At 69.2% G+C, this 23,787-nt stretch carries 24 protein-coding genes and 1 tRNA gene; 13 read left to right on the top strand and 12 right to left on the bottom strand.

Features of this window, described 5'->3' with window-relative positions; all coding sequences use genetic code 11:
• Window positions 1-377: 377 nt before the first annotated feature.
• The 7 genes from M878_RS67860 (at window position 378) to M878_RS67835 (ending at window position 6,374) form a co-directional block, all read left to right on the top strand.
• Window positions 378-635, top strand: a complete 258-nt coding sequence (locus M878_RS67860; protein WP_031225201.1) for a helix-turn-helix domain-containing protein — start codon at window positions 378-380, stop codon at window positions 633-635.
• Between the two features lie 72 nt (window positions 636-707).
• Window positions 708-1,085, top strand: coding sequence for a helix-turn-helix domain-containing protein (locus tag M878_RS99950; RefSeq protein ID WP_078630311.1), 378 nt, complete (start codon window positions 708-710; stop codon window positions 1,083-1,085).
• A 39-nt stretch (window positions 1,086-1,124) separates the two neighbouring features.
• Window positions 1,125-2,642, top strand: coding sequence for a LacI family DNA-binding transcriptional regulator (locus M878_RS67855; protein WP_023547792.1), 1,518 nt, complete (start codon window positions 1,125-1,127; stop codon window positions 2,640-2,642).
• 119 nt (window positions 2,643-2,761) lie between these two features.
• Window positions 2,762-3,403 (top strand): DUF433 domain-containing protein, encoded by a 642-nt coding sequence (locus M878_RS67850; RefSeq protein WP_023547791.1) that lies wholly within the window; start codon window positions 2,762-2,764, stop codon window positions 3,401-3,403.
• The gene (locus M878_RS67845) at window positions 3,400-3,852 is read left to right on the top strand and encodes a DUF5615 family PIN-like protein (protein ID WP_031225200.1); all 453 of its coding nucleotides are present in this window, start codon (window positions 3,400-3,402) and stop codon (window positions 3,850-3,852) included. The genes M878_RS67850 and M878_RS67845 overlap by 4 nt, the downstream gene beginning before the upstream one ends.
• A gap of 125 nt (window positions 3,853-3,977) precedes the next feature.
• Window positions 3,978-5,120, top strand: coding sequence for a hypothetical protein (locus M878_RS67840; protein ID WP_031225199.1), 1,143 nt, complete (start codon window positions 3,978-3,980; stop codon window positions 5,118-5,120).
• Window positions 5,121-5,375: 255 nt separating this feature from the next.
• The gene (locus tag M878_RS67835; RefSeq protein ID WP_023547788.1) at window positions 5,376-6,374 is read left to right on the top strand and encodes a DUF4238 domain-containing protein; all 999 of its coding nucleotides are present in this window, start codon (window positions 5,376-5,378) and stop codon (window positions 6,372-6,374) included.
• Between the two features lie 208 nt (window positions 6,375-6,582).
• Here M878_RS67835 and M878_RS67830 read toward each other — a convergent pair whose 3' ends face one another.
• The 5 genes from M878_RS67830 to M878_RS67810 form a co-directional block, all read right to left on the bottom strand.
• Entirely contained in the window at window positions 6,583-7,368 is a 786-nt protein-coding gene (locus tag M878_RS67830; protein WP_023547787.1) for a hypothetical protein, read from the bottom strand.
• A gap of 119 nt (window positions 7,369-7,487) precedes the next feature.
• The gene (locus tag M878_RS67825; protein WP_023547786.1) at window positions 7,488-8,177 is read right to left on the bottom strand and encodes a DUF488 family protein, N3 subclade; all 690 of its coding nucleotides are present in this window, start codon (window positions 8,175-8,177) and stop codon (window positions 7,488-7,490) included.
• 243 nt (window positions 8,178-8,420) lie between these two features.
• Window positions 8,421-8,494 (bottom strand) — tRNA-Pro (locus tag M878_RS67820).
• A gap of 66 nt (window positions 8,495-8,560) precedes the next feature.
• Window positions 8,561-9,322, bottom strand: coding sequence for a Pr6Pr family membrane protein (locus M878_RS67815; protein ID WP_023547785.1), 762 nt, complete (start codon window positions 9,320-9,322; stop codon window positions 8,561-8,563).
• Between the two features lie 79 nt (window positions 9,323-9,401).
• Complete coding sequence (locus M878_RS67810) at window positions 9,402-10,325, bottom strand: metallophosphoesterase (RefSeq protein WP_031225197.1); 924 nt, start codon at window positions 10,323-10,325, stop codon at window positions 9,402-9,404.
• 150 nt (window positions 10,326-10,475) lie between these two features.
• Here M878_RS67810 and M878_RS67805 point away from each other — a divergent pair, with 150 nt between their 5' ends.
• A complete protein-coding gene (locus M878_RS67805; protein ID WP_023547783.1) occupies window positions 10,476-10,943 on the top strand; it encodes a GatB/YqeY domain-containing protein in 468 nt (155 codons plus the stop codon).
• A 212-nt stretch (window positions 10,944-11,155) separates the two neighbouring features.
• On the opposite strand, the gene M878_RS67800 is transcribed toward M878_RS67805, so the two are convergent.
• Window positions 11,156-13,474: a transglycosylase domain-containing protein gene (locus M878_RS67800; protein ID WP_023547782.1), complete on the bottom strand. Its 2,319-nt coding sequence runs from the start codon at window positions 13,472-13,474 to the stop codon at window positions 11,156-11,158.
• A 518-nt stretch (window positions 13,475-13,992) separates the two neighbouring features.
• Here M878_RS67800 and wblA point away from each other — a divergent pair.
• On the top strand, window positions 13,993-14,331 hold the full coding sequence (gene wblA, locus M878_RS67795; protein WP_023547781.1) for a transcriptional regulator WblA: 339 nt from the start codon (window positions 13,993-13,995) through the stop codon (window positions 14,329-14,331).
• Between the two features lie 304 nt (window positions 14,332-14,635).
• Here wblA and bagB read toward each other — a convergent pair whose 3' ends face one another.
• Entirely contained in the window at window positions 14,636-16,096 is a 1,461-nt protein-coding gene (gene bagB, locus M878_RS67790; protein ID WP_023547780.1) for an ATPase BagB, read from the bottom strand.
• On the bottom strand, window positions 16,093-17,070 hold the full coding sequence (bagA, locus tag M878_RS67785) for an ATPase BagA (protein WP_023547779.1): 978 nt from the start codon (window positions 17,068-17,070) through the stop codon (window positions 16,093-16,095). Before bagA ends, bagB begins: the two co-directional genes overlap by 4 nt.
• A gap of 143 nt (window positions 17,071-17,213) precedes the next feature.
• Here bagA and sp36 point away from each other — a divergent pair, with 143 nt between their 5' ends.
• The 4 genes from sp36 to M878_RS67770 all read left to right on the top strand — a co-directional run bounded on the left by sp36 (window position 17,214) and on the right by M878_RS67770 (window position 19,798).
• On the top strand, window positions 17,214-17,375 hold the full coding sequence (gene sp36, locus M878_RS96450) for a Sp36 family protein (RefSeq protein ID WP_003975360.1): 162 nt from the start codon (window positions 17,214-17,216) through the stop codon (window positions 17,373-17,375).
• The gene (locus tag M878_RS67780) at window positions 17,372-17,836 is read left to right on the top strand and encodes a RidA family protein (protein ID WP_023547778.1); all 465 of its coding nucleotides are present in this window, start codon (window positions 17,372-17,374) and stop codon (window positions 17,834-17,836) included. Before sp36 ends, M878_RS67780 begins: the two co-directional genes overlap by 4 nt.
• 136 nt (window positions 17,837-17,972) lie before the next feature.
• Entirely contained in the window at window positions 17,973-18,962 is a 990-nt protein-coding gene (locus tag M878_RS67775) for an NUDIX hydrolase (protein WP_023547777.1), read from the top strand.
• Window positions 18,959-19,798, top strand: a complete 840-nt coding sequence (locus M878_RS67770) for an MBL fold metallo-hydrolase (protein ID WP_023547776.1) — start codon at window positions 18,959-18,961, stop codon at window positions 19,796-19,798. Before M878_RS67775 ends, M878_RS67770 begins: the two co-directional genes overlap by 4 nt.
• Window positions 19,799-19,801: 3 nt before the next feature.
• Here the strand turns inward: M878_RS67770 and M878_RS67765 are convergent, their stop codons facing one another.
• The 4 genes from M878_RS67765 to M878_RS67750 form a co-directional block, all read right to left on the bottom strand.
• The gene (locus M878_RS67765) at window positions 19,802-20,287 is read right to left on the bottom strand and encodes an SRPBCC family protein (RefSeq protein ID WP_023547775.1); all 486 of its coding nucleotides are present in this window, start codon (window positions 20,285-20,287) and stop codon (window positions 19,802-19,804) included.
• Between the two features lie 14 nt (window positions 20,288-20,301).
• Complete coding sequence (locus tag M878_RS67760; RefSeq protein WP_023547774.1) at window positions 20,302-21,189, bottom strand: RNA polymerase sigma-70 factor; 888 nt, start codon at window positions 21,187-21,189, stop codon at window positions 20,302-20,304.
• 116 nt (window positions 21,190-21,305) lie between these two features.
• Complete coding sequence (locus M878_RS67755) at window positions 21,306-22,742, bottom strand: alpha/beta hydrolase (protein WP_023547773.1); 1,437 nt, start codon at window positions 22,740-22,742, stop codon at window positions 21,306-21,308.
• A 162-nt stretch (window positions 22,743-22,904) separates the two neighbouring features.
• Window positions 22,905-23,729 carry a nucleotidyltransferase gene (locus M878_RS67750; protein ID WP_023547772.1) on the bottom strand — a complete coding sequence of 275 codons (825 nt, stop codon included), beginning with the start codon at window positions 23,727-23,729 and terminating at the stop codon, window positions 22,905-22,907.
• Window positions 23,730-23,787 lie beyond the last annotated feature (58 nt).

The following is a 23,787-nucleotide window of genomic DNA, read 5'->3' as shown; positions in this document are numbered from 1 at the left end:
GAGGTGTCGTCAACATAGCCACACCCGGGCCGCGCAAGTCCAGCCCGATCCGGCGCAATCTCTCACGGCAGAAAGGCCGCAGGAAATCAGGCTGGTAGAGGGCGGGACCAAAACCGTAGGGCACGATCGCCGGTTGACCAAATAGTTGCCCTGCCGACCGAGCCAGAAGCATCACATCGGGAAGCCATTGACGCGCTGGCGACGGCGAAGCTACAACACAACACCCCACGTCAGAAGCGCTTCGAGGTGTCTGTGTGAGGTAGCGCGACATCAGATTGAGGGACTGGAAATTCCCCCTGCTCGCTGACCAGGCGGGCGCAACATAGCCGACGATCACCGGTTAACCAAACCGGGGAATGCACGCTACAACTGGATCTATGGCAGCACGTTCTCTGGAAATGGGTCCGGCAGGAATACGGACCGCCCACACCATCGAAATCCTCCGCACCGAACGCGGTCTCGCCCAGCGTCAGTTGGCCGACCGCGTCACGGCCCTCGGCCGTCCGATGTCCAACACGATGCTGTCTCGAATCGAACGTGCCCAGCGGCGTTGCGACGTCGACGACCTCGTCGCGATCGCCGAAGCACTCCTCGTCTCACCCCTCGTGCTGCTGGAGGGACCGAGCACCGCCTGAGACGGGCCACCCGCCGCCGCTGATCGAGCATCCTCCACCGAGAAGGACCCACCCCTCTTGCCCCACCCCTCGATGCCCCCTGCCCTCGCACGCCTTCCGCACCGAACGGATGGCGAAGCCGCCCTGCCCCGTCTCTACCGCCCCGAGGAGATCGCCGAGACCCTCGGCTGCTCGGCCTGGTGGGTCAAGGACCGCGCACGCCGGCGCCTGATACCGCACACACGAGTCGGCCGCGCCTACCGCTTCACCGCAGACCACCTCGCCGAGATCATCCGCATCCACGAGGAGCCGGCGCCACAGCGAGCCCAGGGGGAGCCGTCACCGGCCAGTCCGCCGGAGTCGGCTATGACGCCGTCGCGTCCGACTCGGCAGACGCGGCCCTCCACGTCCTCCGCCCCACGTCTCAGGGCTCGACCGCCCCGCAGGTCCCAGTACGGCACTGCTGCGTAGCTGTACCCGGCACATCCGAGAAAGGAGGGGATGCGAGGCGTGGGCTTCGCCGAGAAGCGCGGCAGTTACTGGCGCGGTAGATACAAGGTCAGCGAGGGCAAGTACGGCACCGTCGTCGACCCGACGGGCGCGGTGGTCAAGTTCGCCACCAAGCGGGAGGCCAAGCAGGCCGCGGACGAGGAAGAGGCCAAGGTCCGGCGCGGCACCTGGCGCGACCCGGCGGCCGGACAGGAGACCTTCGGCGAGTACGCCAGCCGCTGGTACGACGCCCAGGACCTGGCCGCGTCCACCATGCAGAACTACCGCCGCCACATCGAGGAGCACCTGCTCCCCGAGTTCGAGGACAAGGCCCTCGCCGGCATCCTCCGCACGGACGTGGACACCTGGGAGAAGCGGGAGAAGGCCGCCTATGCGGCATCCAGTGTCAAGACGTGGCGCTCGACGCTCCACCTCATACTGGAAGACGCCGTGGACGAGGGCCTCATCGCGTCCAACCCCGCAGCGAAGCGGCGCGGACGCGGCAAACGCGCCGGCCGCTCCCGCGACCGCGGGCCCGAGAAGGTGATCACCGACCCGCTCGGTCTGCTCCTCATCGCCGAACGCGCAGCCCTGCTGTCCGGCCGCGACGACGAGTTCGTCGCCGTGATCCTCAAGGGCTACACAGGGATGCGGTGGGGCGAAATCGTCGGTCTGGAGACCGAGTTCGCCCGGCCCGGCGCCATACGCGTGGAACACCAGCTGTACGAACTGGACTCGGGCGAGCTGATCCGCTGCCCGCCCAAGGACGACAGCTACCGCACCATCGACGCGACGGACTGGCTGTCGGCCCTGGTCGCCGACCACATCGCCCGTACGAAACGGACGCCGTGCCCCTGCCACGGCAAGCGCTACGTCTTCCGCGGCCAGGGCACCGCACGCACCGGCGGACACACCGGTGCCAAGCTGGTGGACGTCGCCCGCCGCGCGGGCGTCTCCACCGGCACTGTGTCCAACGTCCTCAACCACCCCGAACGCGTACGGGAGGACACCCGCGCCCGCGTCGAACTCGCCATCACCGAGCTGAACTTCATCCGCGGCGGCACCCCGACGGAGAACGCCGCCCACTGGCGCCGCAACGGCTTCGCCACCTGGCTGTTTGCGCCCGCCACCTCCGGCTGGTACCCGAAGAAAGCACCTCAGGAGGCCCGCCCGGCCCCGCTGCTTGGCGAGCCCTGGCCAGGTGTCCCAGTGCGTGGCCGCAACGCCCAAGGCCGGGCCGACGCCTGCTGGCTGCCCATCGCCAGAGGGCTCACCCCGCATGGCCTGCGCCACTCCCACCGTACGCACATGGAGGATCTCGGCACCGAGAAGGTGCTGATGGACGAGCGCATGGGCCATATTGACGGCTCGGTCTCGGCGCGGTACGCCCACGTGACCCCTGGCATGCGTGAGCGTCTCAAGGTCGGCCTGACCGAGCAGTGGGAAGCAGCGCTCGACGTCCGTCGGAACCTGCACCCGCGCTCGCCGGTCGCCGTACTCGATCGGCTGCTGCGCGCTCGTGCCACGACGATGGCCTGATGGTCGGGAGACGGGCTCCGATTACCCCGAACGGAGTCCGTCTTTTCCGATCTCGGCGGAAGGCACGAGAATGGAGTACGGTCACCAAAGATCCGATGGGGGCGGAGAGGAGGAACGCGGTGTCGTATGAGCCCAAGCTCGCCGCGGCCCTTTCCGGTGCCACGCTGCGGCAGCTCTCCCACTGGCGCCGCGCTTCTGGCAAGCAGGGCGCGCTCCTCGTGCCGGAGATCTCCGACTCGCGCCCGATCCTGTACTCCTTCCGTGACGTGGTGGCTCTGCGGGCCTGCGTGAAGCTCCGCAAGGAGACGTCCCTGCAGAAGATCCGCAGGGCAGTGGACACGCTCCGGGAGGACCTGGGGGAGCGAGAGCACCTGTCCGCCTACGCTCTCGTCGCGGGACCGGACACGATCTACCTTGCGGAGCCCGAGCAGGCGGTCGATCTGATCAGGGGCGGGAACGTGGTCATCCACCAGTTGGTGGATGTGCTTGCTCCCTTCTACAAGGACGGCCGGTACATCCCTGACCTGCTGAAGCCACGCGACAACGTCGCCGTCGACTCCGCTGTGCGTGGCGGTGAGCCGGTCATCGAAGGAACCCGGATTCCCGCCGCAGAGGTAGCGGCCTTGGTCAGGGACGGTGTGCCCCCGGACCGGGTCAGCGACTTCTACCCAGGGGTCAGCGCGGCAGCCGCACGCGACGCGGTCGATTTCAGCGACTACGTGGACAGCTACGTCGATGGCTCTCGGCAGGTTGTCGCTTGAAGCTGCTGCTCGATGAGAACGTCCCCAGGCCCATGGTCGAGATCGTGCGCATTCTTCTGACCGCGCACGACGTGGTGCACGTCCACGAGCTGAACGGTTGGGCCGGCACGAAGGACATCGAGCTGTACGCGAAGGCCAGGTCGGAGGGCTTCCAGGCGATCATCACCAATGACGCCAAGCAACTGAACCGGCCCATGGAAGTCGAGGCGATCGCGCGGTCGGGACTCCACCGCATCCAGTACCGCCAGAACAACAAGCACGGCGGCTTGGTCGGCCTCGGCACCGCCATCGCCACCGTATGTGCGGCGCTTCCTCACGCCTTGGCCGAGCTGGAGGAGGCGGACAGCCAGCGACTCGTCTCTCTCACGGCCGTCGATCCCTCCCGACGCAGCCGATTGCAGGTCACAGACCCTGCTGTGGAGCCGCCGAAACACTGGCCAGGTCGCTGAACACGACGTCTACGACGGCTGCGCCGCCGACATCAACCGGGCCGCCGCTCAGGCTCGACGCGTAGTGCTCGTGATTGAGCGGATTCCTCCCCGTCGTGCGGCATATCCCTGCCAGGATCGGACGCGTGACATACGTAGTGACCGTGGACGCCCACATTCCGGAGGGCACTCCGGAGATGGACCCACTTCAACGCGCTGGCGCCGTGGCGCTCATGGAGGATGGCTTCGACTCGGTCGAGGCCATCGAGGGACCCGACGGCATGGAAGTCGATCTCCTCGACAGCATCGTGGCCGTCTACCCGGGCGGAGCGCTTCTGAAGGTGTTCGTGGATGCTCCGGCTCTGGAATTCGCCGAGGAGGCTGTGCGGTCGGTCGTGGGTGAACTGCTGGAACGGTCCGAGCTGTTGGCTGACTGGCAGATCGAGCGATGCGAGGTCGAACTGCACCCGAAGCTCGCCCAGGAGAGTCTCGCCGCCGCCGACGGTCCCGATGCCCCGCCCGATGATCCAGCTGACCGTAAGGCCCGGCATACCGAGCGTCCCACGGTCGAGGACGACAGCGAGGGCTATGACGCCGAGGCGGAAGCTGAGGCAGTACGCGATCAGATGCTGGCACTGGCAGACGAGCTACGCTCCTTCCCGCCCGTGATGTTCGGCGTCCTGGACGACGAAGACGACGAGAAAGAAGACGGTGACATCGAGTTCGCCGTCTCGCCGGAGGACGCCAAACTTGCTGCTGGTGCCTTGGTGTACGCGACGGAAATCTTGGTGGACGAGCTGTTCCAAGACGTGCAGACCCTGACGGAGGAGGACACCACCGCTGCGGAATGCGATGGTCCCCTGTGGCACTTCGAGGACCTTCCCGAGCGATACGCCCTCCAGTACGACGCCCGTTTCGCCCGCCGCTTCCTGGTGACGGTGATCGCCATGACCACCCGCTTCACGGACGGCAGCTTCCAGCGGTTGAGCTGCGTCGCCGAGGAACTCGCGCTGAAGCTGCTGCTGAATGAGACGAACGTGACCCTGGAGACTTTCGGGCTGCTCGACGACGGCGTCTCGGCCGCGCTCGACTCGTTCGCCGACAACGTCTACGAGGACATGGATCACGAGTGGCTCTACGACGACTCCATGGACGGTATCGACGAGAGCGCCGTCGGAGCGGCTCTCGGCGTCGCATCGATGGCGTTCAAGGCGTGGTTCACTCCGTTCAACGAGGGCAGGTACGTCCATCCGTCCGCGGCGGACGAACCCGAGGGGGCGGCGCAGTGAGGTGTGTCCCGTCGTCTCGCGGGCTTCACCCGTAGCGGCTCGTGGGCCGTTGTGGAGATCGGCTCCGCGGCCAGCGACGGATTTGAGGGCAGTGGTGGGTCATTGAGGCCAACCACTGCCTTGGGCGCGCTCCGCTCCCCACAGTCTTCGGCCTCAGGCACCCAGGCGAGTCAGTAGCGGCGGCGAGGCTGTCGGCCGGCCGCCGAGCCGGAAAACGGCCACGCCAATGTCAGTGCCTGCCCGTATCGTCACGGCATGAGCAAGTCCTCCGGGAAGTCGAAGCTGAAGCGCCGCCACCACACCGTCCCGCGCCTCCTTCTTCGACGGTTCGCCGACGGCGAGCGTCTCATCCGTGTACCCCTCGACGGAGGCGAGCTGCGCCTGTGCGGGATCGCCGACGTCACCGTCCACCGCGACTTCTACTCGATGCGAGACGCGTCGGGCGAGCTCGACGACACCGTGGAAGACCTGCTCGCCGAGTTGGAGGGGAAGGCGGCGAAGGTCATCCGCAAGGTCATCAACGGGATGTGGCCCCTGCCCATCGAGGATCGGGCGATAGTCGCCGAGTGGATCGCGGCGCAGCACGCGCGGATCCCAGCGGCTCGTGCAGCACACAACGAGATGGCGGATCAGCTCGGCAAGATCTTGATCGCCATGGGAGGAAAACCTGGGATCCGTCGACGCCTCGAAGAGGACGCCACAGGGCCCGTCTCGGACGAGGAGGTGGAGGCGCTGTGGGAGGAGATGACGGACTTCGACAGCTACTACACCGAGATGTCGGTCAACGACCACATGGTGTCGATGGGCCAGTCCATGAAGACAGCCTACGAGGTGTTCATGCAGCGCTCATGGGGCCTGTGCCGGTTCCAGCGCCGTACGCTTCTGATTCCGGATCACCCGGTGACGCTGATGGGTGACGCGACGATGCCGAGTTGGCGCGGCGTCGGCATAGGCAATGCGGCCGCGATCATCATGCCGATCGATCGGCGAGCGGCCATCATCATGGCGTCACCCGGACCGGATTTCGAATTTCCGGCGACCACGAAGGTGGCCAAGGAGCTGAACCACCGGCTCGCGTGGAACGCGCGCAAGGAGTTGTTTCACCACCCGGACGACAACCCCCTGGATGGGATCGAACTGCCGCCGGTGCGAGAACGCGAGATGGAGATCAGCCAACTGCCAGAGAGCTTCCTGTTGCCGGATGGCCCTGCTAGCGCCTCCGAGGAGGCTGTTGCTGAGGGGCCCGCTGCTTGAACCGCGATCACGCGGAAGACCTCGGACTCGGGAATGTGTAGCAACGAGACCACTGCCGGTGATGCAGGGGTTGGACCATATCGTGCAAGGTCATCGGCGCAGTGCCCTCGGTGGGCGTCGGGTGCGTTGAAACTGGGTGCGGCACTAGGAACGGCGGCGGGGTCCCCGATGCGGCCGGCCTCGGAGACCCCGCCCTGCGTACTCACCCTCACAGGTCGAACAGACTCTCCTGGAAGTTCTCGACGACATCCCGTCGCGGGTAGAATAGGCCCAACAGCAGAAAGGTCTTGGGGCGGGCTGCGACGTTTCCGACGAAGCAGTGCACGGCCTTCTCCGGAGAGACCATCCGGTCGAACCAGCGCTCGCGGAGTTTCTCCTCCACGTCGTCCTTCCCGTACTTGCGAAGGAACTTGCGGTACGACTCGCCCGCCTCCCAGTCTCTCAGCCCCATATCGTGACCGCCGCACTCCTGATCCGCACATCGGAAGCTGTACCGGAACTCAAGCGGCACCCACTCCAGTTGGCGAAGGTCCTGCGCGAGTAGATCCAACTGATTGGCCAGGGCGGCCTTCGAAGCGGGCCAGGGCTCGGCAGGAGCGAAGCGGAAGCCAATGAACTCCGCTGGGCGGAAGACGCCGAGCGACGTACCTCGCACCTCCTGGTCCCGCTTTATGGAGCACAGGGACGGCGCCACGAGGGGCCGAACATGCGATAAGCGTTCGCGCCAGCCGTCCGCTGTCCCGAGGCGCTCGATGACCTTGAGGGTCTGCAGATTGGGGCGCAAGCTCTCGGGACGGCGGTCCCCATGGTGCCGCTGCACGTCGACCTCGACGATCGAGTACCTGGCGAACTGGCTTTCTTCGTTCAGCAGCCGGAACGGAACCGGGAAGAGCCGCACATGCTGGGGCGCCCCCTGGTCGAGCCGTATGCCCGCCACGCAGCTCGTCTCGTGGTACTTCGCGGACAGTTCCGGATAGGTCTTGACCGTGATCATGATCCGTGCGCGCTGCCAATTCCCCGATCCCATGGTTGCCCCCTCCACTGATCTCCCGATCCGATTGGAGGAGAGGCATGCGCTACCGGCAAGGGCGCGTACAGGAGCGAGGGATGAAGTCAGGCCAGGGGAATGACGGGCACCGCGGCCCGTTTGCGGACCGTGTCCAGAACGACTTGCCGGTGGCAGCGGCTCTCGTCCTTCTCGAAGCACAGGACCGCGACCCGGGACTGCCGGGCATGCTCCGCGAGACGCTCAAGATCGGTCTGCGCCTCCTCGGACCGCAGCACCCCACGGAACCGAGCCCGGCCCACGTTGAGCCGGCCGTCCCAGAACGGCGCCCGATTGTCCTTCGGATTGCCCAGGCCACGCAGGTGCGTGTACTCGATGCCGGCTTCGGCCAGAGCCTCCCCGAGGCGGGTCTTGCTGAAGCCCTTCTTGCGGCTGATCGGAGTGAGTCGTACATCTGCCACGACACTGATGCGGCTGTCGACGAGCGAGGCCACGAACGAGTCGATGTCCCGGCCTTCGTACCCGGCGGACCAGAGACCGGGCGTGACGGGCGGGACCTTGACCGCCCGGAACAGATCATCGAGGGAGACGGCAAGAGCCTCGGCCACCGCGCCGACGGTGAAGAAACCTGGCTGGATCGCTCCCTCGCTCTCCAGGCGGGCCAGCGTCCCGACGGCGATGCCTGCTTCCTTGGCCAGCCGTTCGCGTGTCCACCCGAGGTCTTCCCGTAACGCACGTACCCGCTGGGCGAGCGCACGGGCGTGGTCGTGGGGAGGCGCTGAGCGATGACCTGCCATATGCGGTGTTCCTAACGACCGTTGGGGCGGCCCGCCGCGGTGTTCCTGGTCAGCTACGAGCCCTGGATTCGCGAACGCGCAGGTCCGAGGGCGCGCGAGCACCGCTCTTCCTGCGGCACTGGAGACTGCTCCTGGGAGAAGCCGACCAAGATCTTCTCCCAGATTTCCCCCAAGCGATCTCCAGGAACCACTCAGGGGCCCGACCCGCACTGCGGATCAGGCCCCTGACCTGGTACTTCACTGTCGGGGTGGCGGGATTTGAACCCACGACCTCTTCGTCCCGAACGAAGCGCGCTGCCAAGCTGCGCTACACCCCGATGTCGCTGCTTCTCGCGGCGACGACGTTTACTTTAGCCCACCGGTGGCTGTAGACGAAATCCGGTTTAGACGCGGCGGCGGACCGGGGTGGGGCGGGTGTGGTCGATGGCCACCAGGAAGACGGCCAGGGCGTAGATCGCGAGGCCCAGGAGGAGGGCGTTGGCCAGGGTGCCGCGGTAGCCGTGGGCGGCCGCGTCCAGGAAGGGGTAGAGGTAGCGGGCCGGATCAGAGGGGGCGAGGACTGCCGCTCTGCCCAGGGAGAAGGCCAGGTAGGCCAGGGGGTAGAGGAGCCAGGTGGCCGCCTGGCGCAGGTGCAGGCGAGCCGCGGGCGTGAGCAGCAGCCAGTCCAGCAAGGCCGCCGCCGGCGTGATCGTGTGCAGGATCTGGAGGGTCGCCCATTGGCCGTGCCAGCGCACCGGGGCCGTCGTCGCGCCGGTCATGGAGAACGGCGGCGTCGTGTGGGCCAGGAGCAGGTGGTAGACGAGCGCCGTGATCACGACGTAGAGGACTGTGGCGCCTGTCACGGTGGACGACAACGGGCGGCGGGCCCGCCGCGCCCTCGACGCCGACAGGAGCATGACGATCGCCAGCAGGATGTTCGCCTGGACGCTGAAGTAGCTCAGGGTGCGGGCCGGGGTACCGAGGAGGAGCTCCAGGGCTACGCCGGCTGCCGCCACCACGGCGGTCAGGAGGCGGAAGAGTGCGACCGCGGGGCGGCGCACCGGCGCCACCACCGCCGTGGCCGGGACCGGGGCGGGCAGCAGCAGGGGCGTGGTGGCCGGGACCGCGGGCAGGTCCGGGATCTCCCTGGGTATCGGGGCGGTCATGCCCTCACGCTAGGAGCGGGTGAGGGGGTACGGCCATGTGGCGTAGCCCGGGTGGGTTACATCCGGAAAGCCGCCGGTCCTACCGCCCCGCCAACGTCAGCAGTGTCGCTTCCGGTGGGCACGCGAAGCGGACCGGGGTGTAGCGGTTGGTGCCGCAGCCTGCTGAGACGTGGAGGTAGGAGGTGTGGCCGTCCGCCGTGTGGGTGGAGAGGCCCTTCACCCGGTCCGTGTCCAGGTCGCAGTTGGTGACGAGGGCGCCGTAGAAGGGGATGCACAGCTGGCCGCCGTGGGTGTGGCCGGCCAGGATCAGGGGGTAGTCGTCCGCCGTGAAGGAGTCCAGGACACGCAGGTACGGGGCGTGGACCACGCCCATCGAGAAGTCGTAGGTGCCTGAGGGGCCGCCCGCCACCTGGGTGTAGCGATCGCGCCTGATATGGGGGTCGTCGAGGCCGGTCAGCTCGATCGAGACGCCCTCGACCTTCAGGACACCCCGTGTGTTCGTCAGGTTCAGCCAGCCCGCCGTGTCGAAGCCGTCGCGCAGGTCTTCCCACGGGTTGTGGATGGCGCCGACGGCCGGCGCGTTGCCGTTCAGGCCGTGGCGGCCGTTCGCCTTCTCCATCAAGTAGCGGGCGGGGTTGCGGAGTTTGGGGCCGTAGTAGTCGTTGGAGCCGAACACGTACGCGCCCGGGAACTCCATCAGCGGGCCGAGTGCGTCCAGGACCTCCGGCACGCCCTCCGGGTCGGACAGGTTGTCGCCCGTGTTGATCACGAAGTCCGGGCGCAGGCCCGCCAGCGACTGCAGCCACCGCTGCTTCTTGCGCTGGCCGCTCACCATGTGGATGTCGGAGACCTGCAGCACGCGCAGCGGGCGCATGCCCGGCGGGAGGACCGGGACCGTCACTCGTCGGAGGCGGAAGGAGCGGGCCTCGAAACCCGCCGCGTACGCCAGACCGGCGGCGCCTGCCGCCATGATTCCCAGAGGTACTCCGTATCGCGCGCGCATACGTCCATCGTGTCAGACCCCGGATGTACGACGTGACCACCTGGCCACCCCCAGACGTTCGGCCTCCCAGACGCCCGGCCCCCTCGAATCGGCGGGCGTTCGCCTAAATCGGCGGGCGTTCGGCTTGGTGCACCTGCGACAATCGATCCCATGACCACCACGCTCAAGTCGAAGCTGCAGGACGACCTCAACGCCGCGATCAAGGGGCGCGACGAGCTCCGCTCCTCGACGCTCCGGCTGACGCTCGCCGCGATCACCAAGGAGGAGGTCGCGGGCAAGGAGAAGCGGGAGCTCTCCGACGACGAGGTCCTCAAGGTCATCACTCGCGAGGCGAAGAAGCGCCGGGAGGCCGCTGAGGCCTTCGCGCAGGGTGGCCGGGCCGAGTCGGCCGAGCGGGAGAAGGCGGAGGGTGAGGTGCTCGCCGAGTACCTGCCGAAGCCGCTGTCCGACGACGAGCTGAACGCGATCGTCGCCCAGGCCGTGGAAGAGGCGAAGGCGGCCGGCGCCGAGGGGCCGCGGGCCATGGGTGCCGTCATGAAGATCGTGAACCCGAAGGTGGCCGGCCAGGCCGAGGGCGGCCGCGTCGCCGCCGCGGTGAAGAAGCTGCTCCAGGGCTGAGCCCGAGCCGGGGCTGAGCCCGAGCCCGGGCTGAGCCCGACCGCTGTGCCCGACCCCGGGCTGTCCCAAGCCCGGGCTAAGGCGCCCGTACATGCCAACGTACGGCGCACCTCACATGCCATTCATACGGCATGCCATACATACGGCGGCGGGGCCGCACCCCCTTTACCTCAGGGTGCGGCCCCGCCGCCGTACTCGTATGACGGACGGGACTACCCCCGCCAGCCCCCGTTCCCGTTCCCTCTGATCCCGCCGTTCCCCTGCCCCTGGATGAAGTTGCCCGGGAGGGAAATCGTCGGTGCCGGGAAGGCACCGCCGCCGGTCGTGTCACCCGTGGTGCCGTCCGTTCCCCCGCCCGTCAGACCGCCGATCAGGCCGCCGATCCCGCCCGTGCTGTCCCCGTTCTTGCCCCCGTCCGCCCCCCGGTGTCCTTTTCCCTGGCCATCCCCCTTCTTGTTGTCGTCGGGGATGTCGATCAGGTGGAAGTTCTGCGCCGGCTTGCCCTCCAGTGCGCCGGTCATCATGTCGCGCCAGATCGGGCCGGGCACCTCACCACCGAACACCTTCTCGTGCAGGACGCCGCCGATGGTGATGTTGGTCATCTGGCGCCTGTGCTGCGGGTCGCCGACCCAGACCGCGCCCGCCATGTTCGGGGTGTAGCCGACGAACCAGGCGGCGTAACGTTCGTCCGTCGTACCCGTCTTGCCCGCGCTCGGGCGGCTGCCGAGACCGGCCTCCTGGCCCGTACCGTCCTCGACCACGCCCTTGAGGAGTGTGCTGATGGTGTCCGCGGTCTTCTCGGACATCGCGCGCGAGCAGGTCGACTTCGGCACGTCCAGCGAGTTCTGCTCGCTGCCGACCTTCTGGGTGATCGACTCGATGGCGACCGGGGTGCAGTACATGCCGCGCGAGGCGAAGGTGGCGTACGCGTTCGCCATCGTCAGCGGTGACACCTCCTGGGTGCCGAGCGCGATGGACGGGGCCTGGTCCAGCGCGCGGCCGTCGGCGCGCTGCACGCCCATCTTCTTCGCCATCTGGGTGACGGGGCAGATGCCGATGTCGCTTATCAACTGCACGTAGTAGGTGTTGACCGACTTGGCGGTCGCTTCCTTCATGCCGTACGGGCCGTGCTCGGACTCGTTCTCGTTCGCCAGCTTGGCCGGGTTGGCGGGGTCGTTGCGCCAGACCTTGCCGTCACACGCCTGCACCGGACTCGGGTACGTCATCTGGTACGGCGACGGGTACTGCTGGGTCGGGGGCTTGCCGCCCTCGATCGCGGCCGCCGCGACGATCGGCTTGAACGTCGAACCGCCCTGGTACCCCGCGCCGCCGCCCATGTCCGAGTTGGCGGAGAGGTTGATCTGCGTCTCGTTCTTGCCGAAGCCGTACGGGCGGGACTGGCCCATGGCGAGGATCTTGCCGGTGCCCGGCTCGACGATGGTCGCGGCCGTCGCCACCGGGTCGGACTCGTAGACGTGGTCCTTTATGGAGGCCTGTACGGATTCCTGCGCCTGCGGGTCGAGGGTCGTACGGATCGTCAGACCGCCCTGGTTCCACAGCTTCGCCCGGGCCTGCTGGGTCTTGCCGAAGACCGGGTCGTTCAGGACGACGTCGCGGACGTAGTCACAGAAGAAGCCGGCGCCCTTGACCGCGGTGATGCAGCCGTTCTTCGGCTGGCTCGGGTTCAGTCCGAGCGGCGCCTTCTTGGCCTCGTCGGCTTCCTGCTGGGAGATGTCGCCGACCTCCGCCATCCGCTGCAGCACGATATTGCGCCGCCTGGTGGCCTCTGCCTCGTCGTTGACGGGGTCGTAGCGGCTCGGGGACTGCACGATGCCGGCCAGCAGCGCTGATTCCTGGAGGTTCAGGTCCTTGGCGTGCTTGGAGAAGTACCGCTGGGAGGCGGCCTCGACGCCGTAGGCCTGCTCGCCGAAGAACGTGATGTTCAGGTAGTTCTCGAGGATCTTCTTCTTGCCGAGCTTCTCCTCGATCTGGATCGCGTACTTCAGCTCTTTGATCTTGCGGCCGAGGGTCTGCTGGGTGGCCTCGGCGACCTTCGTCGGGTCGTCGCCGGCCTCCTCGACGAAGTAGTTCTTCACCAGCTGCTGGGTGAGGGTGGAGGCGCCCTGGGCGACGCCGCCCTGCTGCGCGTTCTTGTTCAGGGCGCGCAGCACGCCCTTGAGGTCGATCGCGCCGTGCTGGTAGAAGCGCGCGTCCTCGATCGCGACGATCGCCTTCTGCATGTACGGCGAGATGTCCTTGAGGTCCACCACCGTACGGTCACGGGAGTAGACACTCGCGATCTGCTGGCCCCGGTTGTCCAGGATCGTCGTGCGCTGACTGAGCTGGGGACTCTTCAGATTGGCCGGGATCTCGTCGAAGCTCTGCACCGATCCCTTGGCCGCGAGGCCCAGCGCGCCGACCGCGGGCAGCGCGATGCCCGCCATCACGGCTCCGGCGAGCACACTGACACCGAGGAACTTGGCGGCCTGCTGCGTGGGCGACAGACCACCACCCGAGCGCTTCTTTGGCATGGGGGCAGCCTAATCCGTACTCCTGAGCGTTCCGAGGGAGCGGCTGCCCTCGGGATGTTCGGGTGCCGGATCGTGACGGCAGCGCGACCTGACCTGCCTACGTTTCCATTTCCCGGACACGCGCGCAGGCCTTGGCCTAAGCTGCTCTCAACTGTCACAGCAGTGCGGCTACGTATCAATACGTCCGGCGATCCCGAATCGTTCCGGGTGTACCCCCGTTTTCTTACGCGGGAACGTGACCGTTCGTGAGGTGGAGGTGTCCGAATCCGCCTCCTGTGTCACCCGGCGTCCGTTGTGGCGCATCACAGCTGTCCCGGATTGCCGGGATGGTCGCGTATGTCGTCAGCTCACTCCCGCGGGTGATCTGCCGCTTACCCATAGTCCGTTCGGGCCATTCAAGATTGGGCCCGAAGGGGGTGTTGCGCTGTGCCCACCTTCCGTAACGTCCTCAACTGGCGGCGGTGAATATGCCGCTGCCGCCGTGGGGGAGCCTCGATTCGGGAGAGGACGGCGCCGGTATGGGCTGGGTAACCGACTGGAGTGCGCAGGCTGCCTGCCGCACTACCGATCCGGATGAACTGTTCGTTCAAGGAGCAGCGCAGAACAGGGCCAAGGCGGTGTGCACCGGATGTCCGGTACGCACCGAGTGCCTGGCCGATGCGCTGGACAACCGCGTCGAATTCGGCGTGTGGGGAGGCATGACGGAGCGGGAGCGCCGCGCACTGCTGCGTCGGCGGCCCACCGTGACCTCCTGGCGCAGGCTGCTGGAGACAGCCCGCTTGGAGTACGAGCGTGGCGTGGGCATCGTGCCCCTCGACAGCGACGAGGTGTACGAGCACTACGCGGCGGTGAGCTGAGGGCATCCTCTCTCTGCCGAGTGGGAACACGCACGCCCGGAGAACGGGAAGCGAGGGCGTGCGCGGAGCGCCGATCCGGCCTACGCCGGGGGAAGCCGCGATCGGCCTTGCGGCCCTGCCGGTGGACGACGGAGACGTCGCGGGCTTGTGCAGGCCTGCCGCCGTGTCCGCGCGAGCACCTTTGCATCCGCGTGTGTCTCATGCGCCGTCCCATATGCATGTGACGCACGTGCCGTACGCGCGTGTGCCACCCACGTACGTACGACGGTCACTTACGTGGGTACGACCGCCACCCGCATGTGCTTCACAGTCGCGTCTGCTCTGTCCGCCACACCGGCTCCGTCCGTTCCGCCGCGCCCGCTGCCAGCAGGGCGCCGATGTCGCGCAGGCCCGTGAGGTCGTGGACGTCGCCGGGCAGTGCGGGCACTTCGACCACCGCCACCTCGGGGTGACGGGCGGTGAAACGGTCACGCGTGCGCTGCTCGCGCGAGAGCAACTGCATGCGATCGGCGTGCAGTCGCAGCAGTCCCGCGGTGAGCCGGTCGACAGGGCGCTCCGTGTCGGCGGGGGAGCCTTCCTCGGAAGCAGGGGCGTCGGTTGCGGCCGCGGATGCGGGAGATCGCGAACTGCCGTATGAGTCGGGAGAGTTACGAAGTCCAGCTTTCCCGCCCCCCTGATCCACAATGCGGGGGTCCTCAAGATTTTCGGCGGCGGCGAGCGCCCGCTCGGCCGAGAGCCGGCCCGCGTCGCTGCCATGGACCCGGTTCAGCACCAGGCCCACCAGCGGCATCTTCTCCGCAGCCAGCCGCTCCACGAAGTACGCCGCCTCACGCAGCGCGTCCGGCTCCGGGGCCGCGACCACCAAAAACGCCGTCCCGGGGTCCTGGAGCAGCTTGTACGTGGCGTCCGCGCGCGTCCGGAACCCGCCGAAGGTGGTGTCCATCGCGGCCACGAAGGTCTGGACGTCCTTCAGCAGCTGGCCGCCCAGCAGTTTGCCCAGCGTGCCGGTCATCATCGACATGCCGACGTTGAGGAAGGCCATGCCCGCGCGTCCGCCGAGCTTGGCGGGGGCCGTCAGCAGGCGGATGAGGCGGCCGTCGAGGAAGGAGCCCAGCCTCTTCGGTGCGTCGAGGAAGTCCAGCGCCGAGCGGGACGGCGGGGTGTCGACCACGATCAGGTCCCACTCGTCCTTTGCGCGCAGCTGGCCCAGCTTCTCCATCGCCATGTACTCCTGCGTGCCCGCGAAGCCCGCCGAGAGCGATTGGTAGAAGGGGTTGGCCAGGATCGCGGCCGCCCGCTCGGGGTCCGCGTGCGCCTCCACGACCTCGTCGAAGGTGCGCTTCATGTCGAGCATCATGGCGTGCAGTTCGCCCTCCCGTCGCCCGCCACCGCCCTCGTCCGAATCGCTGCGCGATGCCCCTCTTTGATCCTCGGTGCCCTTCACCCGCCGGGGCACGTTGTCGAGGGAGTCGATGCCCATCGACTGGGCCAGTCGCCTGGCCGGGTCGATGGTGAGGACGACCACCTTGCGGCCCCGCTCGGCCGCTCTGAGGCCGAGGGCCGCCGCGGTCGTCGTCTTGCCGACCCCGCCCGAACCGCAGCACACCACGATCCGGGTCTTCGGGTCGTCCAGCAGCGGATCGACGTCCAGCACGCGTGCGGGGGAGAGGTGCCGGCCCTGCTCGCGGGCTTCGGCGGACTCGCGCCCCTCGGCGGACTCGCGCCGCTCGGCTGGCTCCCGTGCCTCGGCCGGGTCCGGACTCATGACACCCCCTGCTTACGCAGCTCGGTGGCGAGTTCGTACAAACCCGCCAGGTCCATGCCCTCGGCGAGCAGCGGCAGTTCGCCCAGCGGGAGGCCCAGCTCGCCGAGGACCGCGCGCTGCTCCTGCTCCAGCGCGTACCGCTCGGCGTACTCCGATGCTTGCCGCAGCAGTGGATCCACCAGCTTCTCCGCGTTCCCGCCGCGCCGGGCCCCGCCCAGCCCGGCCGCCGACAACGCCTGTGCAACCGATGAACGCTCCACGGTCCGTACGAGTTCCAGGTCGGCCGCGTCCAACACCTGCGGCCGGACCATGTTCACGATGACCCGGCCCACCGGAAGCCGTGCGGCGTGGAGTTCGGCGATGCCGTCGGCGGTCTCCTGGACCGGCATCTCCTCCAGCAGCGTCACCAGGTGCACCGCCGTCTCCGGCGACTTCAGCACCCGCATCACCGCCTGCGCCTGATTGTGTATGGGGCCGATCTTCGCGAGGCCCGCCACCTCGTCGTTCACATTCAAGAAGCGGGTGATGCGGCCGGTCGGCGGGGCGTCCATGACGACGTAGTCATAGGCGAATCGCCCCTTCTTGTCCTTGCGGCGCACGGCTTCGCACGCCTTGCCGGTCAGCAGGACGTCCCTGATACCGGGTGCGACGGTGGTGGCGAAGTCGATCGCGCCGAGCTTCTTCAGGGCGCGGCCCGCGCCGCCGAGCTTGTAGAACATCTGGAGGTAGTCCAGAAGGGCCAGTTCGGCGTCTATGGCCAGGGCGTACACCTCGCCGCCCCCGGGAGCGACCGCGATCTTCCGCTCCTCATACGGCAACGCCTCCGTCTCGAAGAGCTGGGCGATGCCCTGCCGGCCCTCGACCTCCACGAGAAGCGTCCGCTTCCCCTCGGTCGCGAGGGCCAGCGCCAGTGCGGCGGCGACCGTCGTCTTTCCGGTCCCGCCCTTGCCGCTGACGACCTGGAGCCTGCTCACGTCTTCGAGACTAACCAGTCCGGCCGACGGGCACGCCGGGGGCTGTGGATAACGGTCGTCACACTCGGGCCGCCCGCCCCGGGGACGGCGCCGGCCGCGGTCGGCCGCGTTCCCCGGCGGTCACAGCGGCTACAGTCGGCCCCATGACCAAGTGGGAATACGCAACCGTGCCGCTGCTCGTCCATGCCACGAAGCAGATTCTGGACACCTGGGGCGAGGACGGCTGGGAGCTCGTCCAGGTCGTGCCCGGGCCCAACAACCCCGAGCAGCTCGTGGCCTACCTGAAGCGGGAGAAGCAGGCATGAGCGCGGTCGAGGCCAAGCTGGCCGAACTGGGCCTGACCCTGCCGGAGGTCGTACCGCCGCTGGCCGCGTACCAGCCGGCCGTCCAGTCCGGCGTGTACGTCTACACCGCCGGCCAGCTGCCGATGATCGAGGGCAAGCTGCCGGTCACCGGCAAGGTGGGTGCCGAGGTCACGCCGGAGGAGGCCAAGGACCTGGCCCGCACCTGCGCGCTGAACGCGCTGGCCGCCGTGAAGTCCGTCGCCGGTGATCTGGACCGCATCGCGCGCGTGGTGAAGGTCGTCGGCTTCGTCGCCTCCGCGTCCGACTTCACCGGTCAGCCCGGTGTCGTCAACGGCGCCAGCGAACTGCTCGGCGAGGTCCTCGGCGACAAGGGCGTGCACGCCCGCAGCGCGGTCGGCGTCGCGGTGCTGCCGCTGGACGCGCCGGTCGAGGTCGAGATCCAGGTCGAGCTCGCACCGTGACCCGGCGGAACGTTCGCCCCGCAGCCCTGCGGAACCCGCTGAGGTAACCGGGCGGAACCCGCTGTCGTAACCCGGCGAAACCCGCTGACCTCGGGCACCTCTCGAACATTCGCTCTGCACGGGATAGCCTCCGGCCATGGCGAACGGTCAGTGGTATCCCCCGGAGTGGCCGGACCGCATCCGCGCGCTCGCGGACGGCACCCTCACCCCGGTGTCCCCGAGACGCGCGGCCACGGTCCTGCTCCTGAAGGACACCGAGCCCGGCCCGGTCGTCCACATGCTGCGCAGACGCGCCTCCATGGCCTTCGCCGGAGGCGCGTACGCGTATCCGGGGGGCGGTGTCGACCCGCGCGACGACGACCGTCTGGTGCGCTGGGCGGGCCCCACGCGCGAGTGGTGGGCCGAGCGGCTCGGCGTCGACGAGCCGGGCGCCCAGGCGATCGTCTGCGCGGCCGTACGGGAGACGTACGAGGAGGCGGGCGTGCTGCTCGCCGGGCCCGACGCGGACTCGGTCGTCGGCGACACCACCGGGGATGACTGGGAGGCGGACCGGTCCGCGCTGGTCGCGCGCGAGCTGTCCTTCGCCGAGTTCCTCGACCTGCGCGGCCTGGTGCTGCGCTCGGACCTGCTGGGCGCCTGGACCCGCTGGATCACCCCGGAGTTCGAGGCCCGCCGCTACGACACCTGGTTCTTCGTGGCCGCCCTGCCGCAGGGCCAGCGCACCCGGAACGCCTCCACGGAGGCCGACCGCACGGTGTGGATCCGCCCCGCCGAGGCCGCCGCGGGCTACGACAAGGGCGACCTGCTGATGATGCCGCCCACCATCGCCACGCTCCGCCAGCTGACTCCGTACGCCTCCGCGGCCGAGGCGCTCACGGCCGCACCCGGGCGCGACATGACCCCCGTGATGGCCGGTGCCCGCCTCGTGGACGGCGCGATCGTGCTGTCCTGGCCGGGACACGACGAGTTCACCAAGCACATCCCGACGGCCGAGACCAACGCCGCGACCAACGCCGCGACCAACGCCGCGACGAACGCCGCGACGAACGCCGAGGCGGACGTTCCGGCGACGGCCGAGCCGAGCGCGCGGACGACGGCCGAGACGAAGGGCGGAGGCCCCGCATGACCGACGCAAGCGCCCTGCCGGGCCAGCCCCGCGGCCAGGTGCTCTCCGGCCCCGCCACCGAACGGGCCGTCAACGTCCTCGCGCCCAACGCCTCCGCGATGACCCTGGACGGCACCAACACCTGGATCGTCGCCGAGCCCGGCTCCGAGGCCGCCGTGGTGATCGACCCGGGCCCGTTGGACGACGGCCATCTGGCCACTGTCGTGGACATGGCCGAGAAGGCCGGCAAGCGCATAGCCCTGACCCTGCTCACCCACGGCCACCCCGACCACGCCGCGGGCGCCGCCCGTTTCGCGGAACTGACCGGCACGCGCGTGCGTGCCCTCGACCCGGCCCTGCGCCTGGGCGACGAGGGCCTGGCCGCCGGGGACGTCATCACCGTCGGCGGCCTGGAGCTGAGGGTCGTGCCGACCCCCGGGCACACCGCGGACTCGCTGTGCTTCCATCTCCCGGCCGACCGGGCCGTGCTGACCGGCGACACCATCCTCGGGCGTGGTACGACGGTCGTGGCGCATCCCGACGGCCGTCTGGGCGACTATCTGGACTCGCTGCGGCGGCTGCGCTCGCTGACGGTCGACGACGGCGTGCACACGGTCCTGCCGGGGCACGGGCCGGTCCTGGAGGACGCCCAGGGCGCCGTCGAGTTCTACCTCGCCCACCGCGCCCACCGGCTCGCCCAGGTGGAGACGGCGGTCGAGGACGGCTACCGCAGCCCGGCCGAGGTCGTCGCCCACGTGTACGCCGACGTGGACCGCTCCCTGTGGCCGGCGGCGGAACTGTCCGTACGGGCCCAGCTGGACTATCTGAGCGAGCACGGGCTGATCCAGCCGATGTGACGTCTACCGGGTCGTCGGAGTCCGCCTCGCCGGAGTCGTCGCGGCCGGACCCGTCAGCGCCTTCTCGGCCGCCTCCAGGATGTTGCCGAAGGTGCGGGTGATGACCGGGCGGGCCAGGAACCGGGTGAGAAAGCCGCCGAGCAGCGGGAGGGGGATCTCCGCCCGGGTCGTCCAGCGGACGAGCGTTCCGGCGTCCGTCTCGGTGAACGTCATACGGCCCAGCTCGTGCCGGGCCGGCGGCACGCTGCGCTCCACGACGTACTCCGTGGCGTACGGCGGTTCGTAGGCGCTGATGCGCTCCCGGAACCAGCCGATCAGCCAGAGGTGGCTGCGGATCGCGCCGACGCCGTAGGGCGCGCCCTCGCCGTGCCGGGCCAGCCGGCAGCGCAGCACCAGGGGCGAGGCGGTGTAGTGGGTGGTGGTCGTGAGCCAGGCGAACACGTCGTCGATCGGGGCGTCGATGACGCGTTCCACGGTCATGGTCTCCATGTCTGTCGGCCTCCTCAGCCGAGTGCTCCTCTGTCGAGTGGGCGCACCACGTCGGCGCGGTCCAGCTTGTCGGGGTTGCGCATGCCGTAGAGGCCGGTGATCCGTCCGTCGCGGATCTCGAACGCCACCAGCCAGTCCAGCGCGCCGCCGGTGAGGAACCGGGCCGCGGGCATGCCGTTGTAGCGGGCGGGTTCGATCCGGGCCGTCGTCGCGCTGGTGCGGTACACGCCGAGCACGAACCGGGCGACGTCGTCGCGCCCGACGACCGGGCGACGGGCGGCGGTGACCTTCCCGCCGCCGTCGGAGATCACCACGACGTCGGGTGCGAGCAGATCCATCAGCGCCTGCATGTCCCCGTCCGCCGCCGACCGCATGAACCGCTCGACGATCTTCCCGGTGGCAGCGGAGTCGGGCTCGAAGCGGCGGCGGCGCGCGTGGACGTGCCCACGCGCGCGGTGCGCGATCTGCCGGACGGTGACCTCGGCCTTGCCGACTGCGGCGGCGATCTCACCGTGGGTGTAGCCGAACACGTCGTGCAGCACGAACACCGCGCGCTCGGTCGGGTTCAGCGTCTCCAGGACCAGCATCATGGCCATCGACACCGACTCGGCCAGGACCACGTCGTCGCCGACCTCAGGGGCGGTGCGGATCGGCTCGGGCAGCCACGAGCCGACGTACTCCTCACGCCGGGACTTGGCCGCTCGCAGGTGGTTGAGCGCCTGCCGGGTCACCACCCGTACCAGGTACGCGCGCGCGTGCCCGACGCCGGCCGGATCGACCTCCCGCCAGCGCAGGTAGCTCTCCTGCAGCACGTCCTCGGCGTCGGCGGCGCTGCCCAGCATCTCGTAGGCGACGGTGAACAGCAGCGGGCGGTGCTCGGTGAAGGCATCCTCGGCGGCCATGATCCGGCTCGGCTCCTCTCTTCGGACGGCACTGAGACACTTCGGCTCGGAAAACCGTGACAGCCCACTGCTGTGACTTGCATCACAGCTCGCGTCACAGCACGTCGGCCCCGGGGCTACGGCGCAGGCGACGCGGGGCAGGTGGCGTTCTCGGCCGGAAGCTTCCCCGTGAGCAGGTAGCCGTTGCCGGCGCGGTCCATGCAGGTGTTCCCGTCGAACAGGTACTGGCCGTGGTTGCCGCCGCCCGCTACGACGAGGCGGGAACCGGACAGCGCCTGCTGCATGCGCCGCGCGCCCACGACCGGGGTCGCCGGGTCGTCCTTGGCCTGCAGCAGCAGGACCGGCGGCACCTTCACCGAGCCGATCTTCACGGGCTTGGCCGTCGGGGCCTTCCAGTACGCGCAGGGCGCGCTGTACCAGGTGTTCAGCCAGGCGAACAGGGGCGCCTTGGGGGCGGCCGCCGCCGTGTCCCGGTGCCAGGTCGCCCAGTCGCGCGGCCAGGCGTCGTCCGCGCAGTTGTAGGCGAGCTGGGCCGGGTCCACGCCGCCGAGGGCCAGCTGGTCGGTCGCGCCGAGCAGCGTGCTCGCATTCCCGCGCCGGTAGTCCGAGACGGCCTGGGCCACATCGCCCCAGACCTGATCGGTGTACATGGCGGAGGCCAGCAGATCGTCCAGCTCGGCGCTGCCCGCGCGGCCTGCGGCGGGGTGGGCGGCCAGCTTCGTACGGACGGCGTCCCACGCGGCCGACACCTTCGCCTGGCTGCCGCCCAGGTGGTAGGTCGCGTCCTTCTCGGCCGCCCAGGCGAAGAACTGTCCGGCCCGGTGCTGCAGCGCCGGATCCTGCTCGTACTGCGAGCCGTAGGTGGTGACCGCCGGATCGACGACGCTGTCCAGAATCATGCGGCCGGTGTGCCCGGGGAACAGCGTCGCGTACGTCGCGCCGAGCCGCGTCCCGTACGAATAGCCGAGGTAGTCCAGCTTGTCGCGGTGGAACGCGGCACGGATCCGGTCCATGTCGCGGGCCGCGTTCTCGGTGGTGATGTACGGCAGCAGGTCCTTCACATGCGTGGAGCACTGCTCGGCGACCTCGCGGGCGACCGTGCGCCGCGCCTGCTCCTGAGCCGCGGTCGCGGGCGCGTACGGCGCGGCCGGATGCTTGATCAGCTTGCTCGTGTCGCCACAGGAGACGGGGGTGCTGGCGCCGACGCCGCGCGGATCGAAGCTGACCACGTTGTACGCCGAGCCGACGTCCTCGGGCAGCGAGCTCCACACCAACTTGGCCGTGCCGATGCCCGGTTCGCCCGGCCCGCCGGGGTTGACCACGAGGGTGCGCGGGGCGTGCAGATCGCCGGCCATCGACAGGGTGAGCTTGATCTGCCGGCCGTTCGGCCTGGCGTGGTCGAGGGGCACCTTGAGGGTGGCGCAGTACGTGCCGCGCGGCGCGTCGGAGCCCGCGGGGCAGGTGGACCAGTGCAGGGCCGCGGGGCCGGTGACCGGGGCGGCCGGCGCCGCCTGCGGTCCGGCCAGGGCCACGAGCCCGAGGGCGGCGGTCACGGCCGCGCCACGCCGGACGAGGGGAGAGGGTGGGCGGGTCAACGTCGGCTGCCTTCCGGTCGGTTCGCTGCTGCCGGAGGCAAGAGGGGGCGGGGGCGGGAGGGTTGCCCGGTGACGGGGGTGTGTTCCGGCCGACTTCGCAGGCAGCTTTCCGGCGTCCGGTCAGTCCTCCGGGCGCGGTGTCTTCACGCCGTGCACGCGCGCGTACTCGTCGGCGAGCCAGGGGCCCAGGTCGTCGACGTACGACCGCAGGATGTCCGGGTCATCGGTGGGCTCGTAGCCGTACTCCGCCGCCGTACGCATCTGAACCGCCCGCTCCGGGTAGTACGCGCCGAACACCTCGGCCATTTCGCGCAGATCGCTCGTCCAGCCGTTCCAGCGAGGCATGACGAGGGTGAAGCCGGTGCGGACCAGATGCCGGGACATGAAGCGCACAAGCGGCCGCCGGGCCTCCTCGGTGTCCTCCGCGCCCGCGATCCGCTCCCGCCAGCGGGGCAGCCACCGCGCCAGGTCGCCGTTGGTCTCGCGAGCGAGCAGGGAGTCGGGGCGGTACCGCGGCAGATACTCGGCGAGGTCCTCGCCGAGCAGCGGGGTGCACATGCAGGCCACGAACCAGCCCAGGTCGTACCGCTCCAGCTCGCTCAGCAGCCGGTCCCGGCTGTAGAGCAGCGTGCCGACGCCGTCGATCTGCGGGAACTCCTTGTCGACGGCCTCGCCGAGCGCGCGTACGGCCTCCCGGCCGGCGTCGGTCGGCTCGTCCAGGAGCGCGATCAGCAGGTCCAGGTCGCTCTGTCCCACGCGCGCGGTGCCACGCGGGATCGACCCGTAGAGGTAGGCGCTGTGCAGCCGGGACCCGAAGAGACCCAGCACCCGGTCACGCGCGGAGGCCACGACCGGGCGGAAAACGGCGGGCACGCGCGCGAGGGAGCCTTCGCGCGCGATGAAGCCCTGGTCGTCGAGGCCGTGCGGGACAGGGGGTTCGGGCATGCGCTCACTGTGCCCTGTGTGATGCGGAAAGGCGGCGCATTTTGGGCGCCGGTCAGCA

Source organism: Streptomyces roseochromogenus subsp. oscitans DS 12.976 (genome assembly GCF_000497445.1).
Classification (GTDB): domain Bacteria; phylum Actinomycetota; class Actinomycetes; order Streptomycetales; family Streptomycetaceae; genus Streptomyces; species Streptomyces oscitans.
The sequence above is the reverse complement of the archived record's forward strand: the minus strand, read 5'-3'. Positions and strand labels throughout refer to the sequence as shown.